This is a genomic window from Streptomyces sp. NPDC006332 (genome assembly GCF_040612855.1).
In the GTDB taxonomy this organism is placed as follows: domain Bacteria; phylum Actinomycetota; class Actinomycetes; order Streptomycetales; family Streptomycetaceae; genus Streptomyces.
Genome location: NZ_JBEXRA010000119.1, coordinates 1 through 6,616, shown reverse-complemented (window position 1 = coordinate 6,616; position 6,616 = coordinate 1). Strand labels below are relative to the sequence as shown.

General features: G+C 69.2%; 5 protein-coding genes and 1 pseudogene. 4 read left to right on the top strand and 2 right to left on the bottom strand.

The window, feature by feature from the left end:
- Positions 1-276 precede the first annotated feature (276 nt).
- Positions 277-1,383, top strand: a complete 1,107-nt coding sequence (locus tag ABZ027_RS42825) for an FAD-dependent oxidoreductase (protein WP_356778479.1) — start codon at positions 277-279, stop codon at positions 1,381-1,383.
- A gap of 435 nt (positions 1,384-1,818) precedes the next feature.
- Here the strand turns inward: ABZ027_RS42825 and ABZ027_RS42820 are convergent, their stop codons facing one another.
- Entirely contained in the window at positions 1,819-2,730 is a 912-nt protein-coding gene (locus ABZ027_RS42820) for a hypothetical protein (protein WP_356778477.1), read from the bottom strand.
- Between the two features lie 932 nt (positions 2,731-3,662).
- Here ABZ027_RS42820 and ABZ027_RS42815 point away from each other — a divergent pair.
- From ABZ027_RS42815 to ABZ027_RS42805, 3 genes are read left to right on the top strand one after another with little or no spacing between them, the layout of a single operon-like run.
- Positions 3,663-4,949: a sugar ABC transporter substrate-binding protein gene (locus ABZ027_RS42815; RefSeq protein ID WP_356778475.1), complete on the top strand. Its 1,287-nt coding sequence runs from the start codon at positions 3,663-3,665 to the stop codon at positions 4,947-4,949.
- A gap of 12 nt (positions 4,950-4,961) precedes the next feature.
- On the top strand, positions 4,962-5,861 hold the full coding sequence (locus ABZ027_RS42810; RefSeq protein WP_356778473.1) for a sugar ABC transporter permease: 900 nt from the start codon (positions 4,962-4,964) through the stop codon (positions 5,859-5,861).
- The gene (locus ABZ027_RS42805) at positions 5,861-6,523 is read left to right on the top strand and encodes a carbohydrate ABC transporter permease (protein WP_356778471.1); all 663 of its coding nucleotides are present in this window, start codon (positions 5,861-5,863) and stop codon (positions 6,521-6,523) included. The genes ABZ027_RS42810 and ABZ027_RS42805 overlap by 1 nt, the downstream gene beginning before the upstream one ends.
- Here ABZ027_RS42805 and ABZ027_RS42800 read toward each other — a convergent pair.
- Positions 6,518-6,616: pseudogene (locus ABZ027_RS42800) on the bottom strand (SsgA family sporulation/cell division regulator); the annotation flags it as partial. The gene ABZ027_RS42805 and the pseudogene ABZ027_RS42800 sit on opposite strands and share 6 nt — an antisense overlap.

Sequence of the window (6,616 nt, the reverse complement as noted above, 5' to 3'; positions counted from 1 at the left end):
TGATCGTGGTCTGCCCCTGCTCGTCCACCAGGGACCGCAGCAGTTCCAGCACGGTCCTGCGGATGCGACCTCCCGTAACCCTGAGGCGGCTCGGCCGAGCCGAGGGCGTCGGCCCGTCCGTGGGCCCACATCCGCACGGTCGCTTCACACAAGAGGCACGAACCCCTCCCGAGACTTTAGGTTTCAAGCGTTACGCTCACCGGCAGTCGAGTGGCCCAGGACGGCGCCTCCATCACGGCACTCGCTATCCCCCCACAGCTCCACAGGAGGCTCGGCGTGCGTGACGGCGACGTGGTAGTGATCGGCGGCGGCTATGCCGGCGTGCGTTTGGCGAAACGACTGGACGGGACGGCGCGGGTCACGCTGGTGGATCGCAAGGAGATCTTCTTCCATCGCATCGCGTCCCTGCGCGCCGGCGTGCGCCCGGACTGGACCGCTACCCCGTTCATCCCGTACGACCGGTTGCTGCGCAACGGCCGGGTGGTCTCGGGCAAGGCGATCCGTGTCGACACCGACGAGCGGCAGGTGGTGCTGGCGACGGGCGAGCGCCTCCCGTACGACGTGGTGGTGATCGCCACCGGCGCCGACTACCCCGAACCGGCCCGCTTCACCGGCACCACCGCCGAGGAGGCGGCCAAGTCGTTTGCCGGACACCAGCGGAGCATCGCCGGCGCCGAGCACATCCTCGTCGTCGGTGGTGGACCCTCCGGTGTCGAGCTCAGCGCCGAGATCCGGCTGGCCCGGCCGAACGCCCGTGTCACCCTCGCTCACGCCGGGCCCGCCCTCCTCGACGTCATGGGCAACGCGCGGGCCGGGAAGAGGGCACGATCCTGGCTGGAGTCCCACGACGTGGACGTGCGGCTCGACACCTTCATGTCCCAGGGCACCGAGTTCGGTACGTACCGCGACGCCCGCGGGAACGTCATCGAGGCCGACGTCTCGTTCTGGGCGACGGGCACCACCCCCAACACGCTCTGGCTGCGCCTGGCCGGGCACGGCGACTGGCTGAACCCGAGCGGGCACGTGAAGGTCGACCGGACCCTCCGGGTCGCGGGGCGGCAGGACGTGTTCGCGGTCGGTGACGTCAACGACGCCACCGAACTCAAGATCACTCCCGTCGCGCTCGCCCAGGCCGACCTCGCTGCCTGGAACATCCGTGCCTGCCTGCAGGGTTCCGGAAGACATCGCAAGGAGCCGCGCCTCTACCGGCCCATCCACCGCACCCCGCTCATCGTGCCGTTCGGGCCCGCCGACGGAGTGACCATGATGCCCGTGCCCGGCGGGGAGACCGCCGTCCTCGGCTCCCGCACCAGCACCCTCGGCAAGGCCAAGACCCTGCTGACTCCGTACATGAGACGGCAGCTCGGATACACCGCGGCCTGAGCCGCCGAACGCGGAGGCCGGGCCGGACGGAACTCCGGGACGGTTCGGCGCGCGAGACACCGGACCGTCCACGGCCTCAGGCCCGTACCGGTACCGCCTTCAGGACGGAAGGCCGCGGCTGGGTGTCCGGTGGCGCGCCGGGAGGCGCCGGGGGAGCGGAACGGCGTGCCGTCGCCCACGCGCGAGGCCGGAGCCCACGCCCGAGGACGCGCCGACGATCTGCGCGCCGCAGCCGGGGCAGGGCGGCTCGCCACCATGAGCGCGCGGGCGCGGCGGGGGAGTGCCGAAGAGGTGCGGTGCCAAGGTGGCTTCGAGCCCAGCGGCTCCGAGGGCCGGCACCGGGGAGATTGGCGGATGAGCGGGCGCTCGGAGTCGGCCGGGGGCCCGGGGGTGAGCAGGAAAACCCCCAGGCCCGTCATCCATCGCCCGCCACGGTCAGCCGATGCACACCACGAGCAGGCAGAGCTGCGTCGGCGATGTGGATTCCGGGGCGGGATGGGACTGTGAGGACCCCGATCCCGATCCCGTGCCCGATTCCGAGCCCGTGCCCGCGGCGGACGGGGTCGTCGACGGCTGCTGTGTCGCCGTCTCGACGGTGTCCGTGGTGGCGGGGGCCGCGGTGTCGGGGGACAGGGCGCTGCTCAGCGTCGGCGGGGCCGATGTGGCGGCCGGGCGGGGCGGCGCGGCGGCGGACCGGTCGGCCGACCGGCTCGTGCGGGCAGGGGTCGAGAGGGCGGACTGCTGCCGCTGCTCCTTGGTGGCCGGCGGCTGCGCCTCGGGAGTGGTGCGTGACGACCGGTGAAGAGTGGGCGGCGTCGACTTCGGAACGACGTGGAAGGACGTCGGCTTCTCCGCGGCGCCCATGGTCCGGTCGTCGGGGGCGGTGGCCGCCTGGGTCCGGTCGGTGGAGCCCCGGTTCATCGTGCTGATGGTCAGGCCGCCCCCGACGAGTGCGACGGCGGTCGCGACCACGGCCCGGCGCTGGTTCTTCTTCCAGCGAGCCCGTTGGCGGCGGCGGGCCGCCCGCCCTTCCCCGCCGGTCGGCGCGTCCTCGATGTCGGTGGACGGGGCGGCGTACGGAGCCGTGTGCGCACCGGTCCCCAACTCCTTCGCACCGGTCCCGAGCTCTGCCCCGTCCCGCGCGGTCTCGTCGTACCAGTGGCCGGAGGCCGCGGACCCTGCTGCGTGTGCCGTGTCGGTCGCCTCGCCCGTCATCGCCCACGAGCCCGGGGCCAGGCCGGCCGGGCCACTGGCGGCGGGCGGAGCGATGTCGGGGGCATAGGCGCCACACCCGGGGCACACCAGGGCGCCGTTGAGATGCCGACGACACGAGGAGCAGTAGTCCATCTGGGTCTTCCTGGGTTGACTGGCCGGGTGACCCGCTCGGGTCCCGGTCCGACACGTGCGTACGAGGATGGAACGGCAGTCACGCTATCCAGGCTTTCGAAAGGCCAAGTGCAGCCCGTGTGAGGCTCCTGCACAGATTCCCCGACCTCGTGCATATCCCGCGACCGGCTGTCGCGACGGGCCGTACACCTGCGCGTCGGCATGCGCGGTGGAGCGTGGTCGGCGGCTCGACCCCGCCTGGAGGGGCACGTCATCGAAGTCGTCGCAGCTGTCCGCAGGCGCCTGAGGAATCGTCAACAGCCGTCAGATCGGCCCAGGTTGAAGCGACCGGCGAGACGTCGGACCATGCGTGCCCGACACCGATCCGGGCGTCGGCATCGTCGGTTGTCAGCCACGTCTGTCCGCTCCGGCAGGCGGCCGGAAACCGCCGTATGCGCAGCGGCGCACCGGCACATACGCCGACGTGGTGTGTCTGATCGCGACACAAAATCCCCCACGCGTCGCACCGATGTCAAGAGCGGCGCCCCAACTCGCAGGTGGGCGCCCGGTCGTGACGGCCGGAGCGCGCGTCCCCCTGTCGCCATGTGCCGTCACGGCCGCCGTACACACCTCGCGACCGCGGGTTCGTCATGCGACACCAGGCGCCTGCCGACCGCCGCCCGGTGTCGGAACGAGGGCGCGGCCCCCCGGCCGACACTCTTGCCGGCAACCGGCTCCTCGTGGGGGTGCTCCCCGCACCGGCACCCCACCTGCGAGGACACCGAAGATGACCGCTTTTGCGGTGTCCCACCACCGGAGCGTCGGCTGAAACCTGTGGGAAACAAGGGCTTGTCGCTGGCTTAAAACGAGGGTTAGTTTAACCGCCATTCGAAGTCCGGCGTGATCGCCGGGCCCCCTCAGGGCGTGTGCGTGCTTCACGGAAAGGCAGTGCCATGACGCTTGACAGAGCGCGGTTTTCGCGACGGGGTTTTCTCGGCCTAGGAGTCGCGGCGGGCGTCATCACGCTCACGGCGTGCGGCTCCGGCGCGGGGTCGAGCGACGACCCCCTGGTGATGACGGTGTGGGGCGGGGAGACCGACCGGGCCACGTACCAGAAGCGCATCAACCTGCTGGTGAAGAAGTACCCCGACCTGAAGGTCAAGCTCCAGCTCATCCCGGTGGACTCGTACCCGCAGAAGGTGCAGACGATGATCGCGGGCGGCAAGGGCCCGGACATCATGCAGGTCGCCGAGAACGTCAACGTCTACTCGAGCAAGAACCAGCTCAGGCCGCTCGACGACCTCGCCAAGAGCGCGGGGCTGGACCTGACGCAGCGGTTCGGGACGATCGGGTCGCTCTACTCGTACCAGGACAAGGTCTACGCGATACCGGACCGGTCCGGCGCGATGATCGTCTACTACAACAAGACCCTGTTCGACTCCAAGGGCATCAAGGCGCCGACGGCCGAGTGGACGTGGGACGACGCGCTCGACGCGTTCAAGGAGCTGACGACCAAGGGCAAGACGTGGGGCTACGGCGGCGCGGGCTGGTGGCCCCAGTGGTGGAGCCTGGCGTACCAGAACGGTGGCGCCATCATCGACGCGAACGGGAAGCCGACGGCGGACAGCGACGAGGTCGTCGAGGCCCTGCAGTGGGTCGGTGACCTGACCTTCAAGCACGGCGTGGTGCCGACGAAGGCGCAGTACGCCGACATGGGCACGGACGTCGGTGGCGACCAGGCCTTCGCGGCCGGCACGGTAGCGGTCAACGCCACCGGGTTCTGGGCCATCGCCGGCCAGGCGCAGTCCAAGTTCGAGTGGGACATCGCGCCGATGTGGCGCGGCAAGAAGCAGGCCGTGTCCTCCTTCGGCAGCGGACTCGCCATCTCCCGCACCGCGAAGAACCCGGACAACGCCTTCAAGGCGATCGACTTCCTCACCTCGCCGACGGCCCAGCAGCAGATCATCGCAGCCGCCGAGGACGTGCCGGCCAACCTCGAGGTACAGAAGAGCGAGGCGTTCCTCAAGCCGGCGTGGATGAAGACGAAGGTGGACATGGGCGTGTTCGCCGAGTCCAGCGAGTTCCTCTTCAAGGCGCCGTTCATCCCCGAGTGGAACGAGATGCTCTCGGCGATCGACACCGCGACCGCCGACTTCTGGCTCGGCAAGGAGAAGAGCGCCAAGAAGGCACTCACCGCGCTCCAGAAGAACCTTGAGTCCATCATCAAGCCCGCGGGATGACCCGCGATGGCCATGACGAAGCTACAGCGCCGTGAGGCGCTCTCGTTCTACCTGTTCGTCTCGCCGTGGGTGATCGGGTTCCTCGCGTTCCTGCTCGGACCGATGATCTCGTCGATCTACCTCTCGATGACGGACTGGGACTCCTTCACCCCGCCCAAGTGGGTCGGTCTGGACAACTACGTCAAGCTCCTGACCGAGGACCCCGTGTTCTGGAAGGCTCTCGGGAACACCTTCCACTACGCGGCGATCTCCGTCCCGCTCGGGCTGCTGATCGGGCTGTGGCTGGCGAACCTGCTCAACAAGCAGGTCCGCGCCCGCAAATTGTTCCGCACCCTGATCTACCTGCCGACGCTGGTGCCGCTGGTCGCCGCGTCGATGGCGTTCCGGGTGGTGCTCGCCCCGTCGGGTCCGCTCAACGACGTGCTCGGGTGGGTCGGAATCTCCGGGCCGCAGTGGCTACTTGACCCGAGCTGGGTGAAGTACGCGCTGATCCTGCTGTCGGTGTGGAGCGCGGGGAGCGCCACCGTCCTGCTGCTCGCCGCCATGAAGGGCATTCCGCGGGAGCTGTACGAGGCGGCCGAGATCGACGGGGCCGGCCCGGTGCGGCAGTTCTGGAGCATCACGGTGCCGCAGCTGACGCCGGTCATCTTCTTCAACCTGGTGATGGGGCTGATCGCGGCGTTCCAGGTCTTCTCGCAGGTGTACATCCTCACCCCGAAGGCGCAGCAACCCGGCACCTACAACGCGAGCCAGACCACGGTGCCGTACCTCTTCGACCAGGCGTTCTCCTACTACCACATGGGTTACGCGTCGGCGATCTCGTGGCTGCTGTTCGCCGTGATCATGGTGTTCACCCTGGTGGCCTTCCGCACCACCCGCCGCTGGGTGTTCTACGAGACCGAGGTGAAGTGATGGCGACCGTCGTATCCACCGTCGCGCCGCAGCAGCAAGGCGCGGAGCGCCGGGACGACAGAAAGCGCGCCGACGACGCGCCCCGCGTCCTGCGGGCGTTCCGGGCGACACCCTTCACCTACGCCACCCTGATCGTGGTGTCCGCGCTGCTCTCGACACCGTTGGTCTTCGCCGTGTCGATCGCGCTGTCGAGCGATCACACGGTGACCACGAACACGTTCACGATCTTCCCGCACGAGTTCCACTGGCAGAACTTCACCAAGGTGTTCGGCACCGACCTGCCGATGGGCCGGTTCCTGGTCAACTCGCTGATCATCTCGGTGGGTTCGGTCATCGGCCAGATGGTGTCGAGCGGACTGGTCGGCTACGCGTTCGCGCGCCTGCGGGCCCCCGGGAAGAACGCCCTGTTCCTCGTCGTCATCGCGACGATGATGATCCCGACACAGATCACGATGATCCCGCAGTTCATCCTGTTCAAGGACCTGGGCTGGGTGAACACCTACTGGCCGCTGATCGTGCCCAACTTCTTCTCGAACGCCTTCAACGTCTTCCTGGTACGCCAGTTCGTGTCCCGTCTGCCCAGCCAGCTCGACGAGGCAGCCATGGTCGACGGGCTCGGGTTCTTCGGCATCTACCGGCGCATCATGCTCCCGATGCTGTGAGGCCGGCCGCATCCGCACGTCCCCCACCCCGACCCGCCTGCGCAGGCCCTCGGTGAGCATCTCCCGGTCCAGCCGCCACCGCGCGAGGACCCG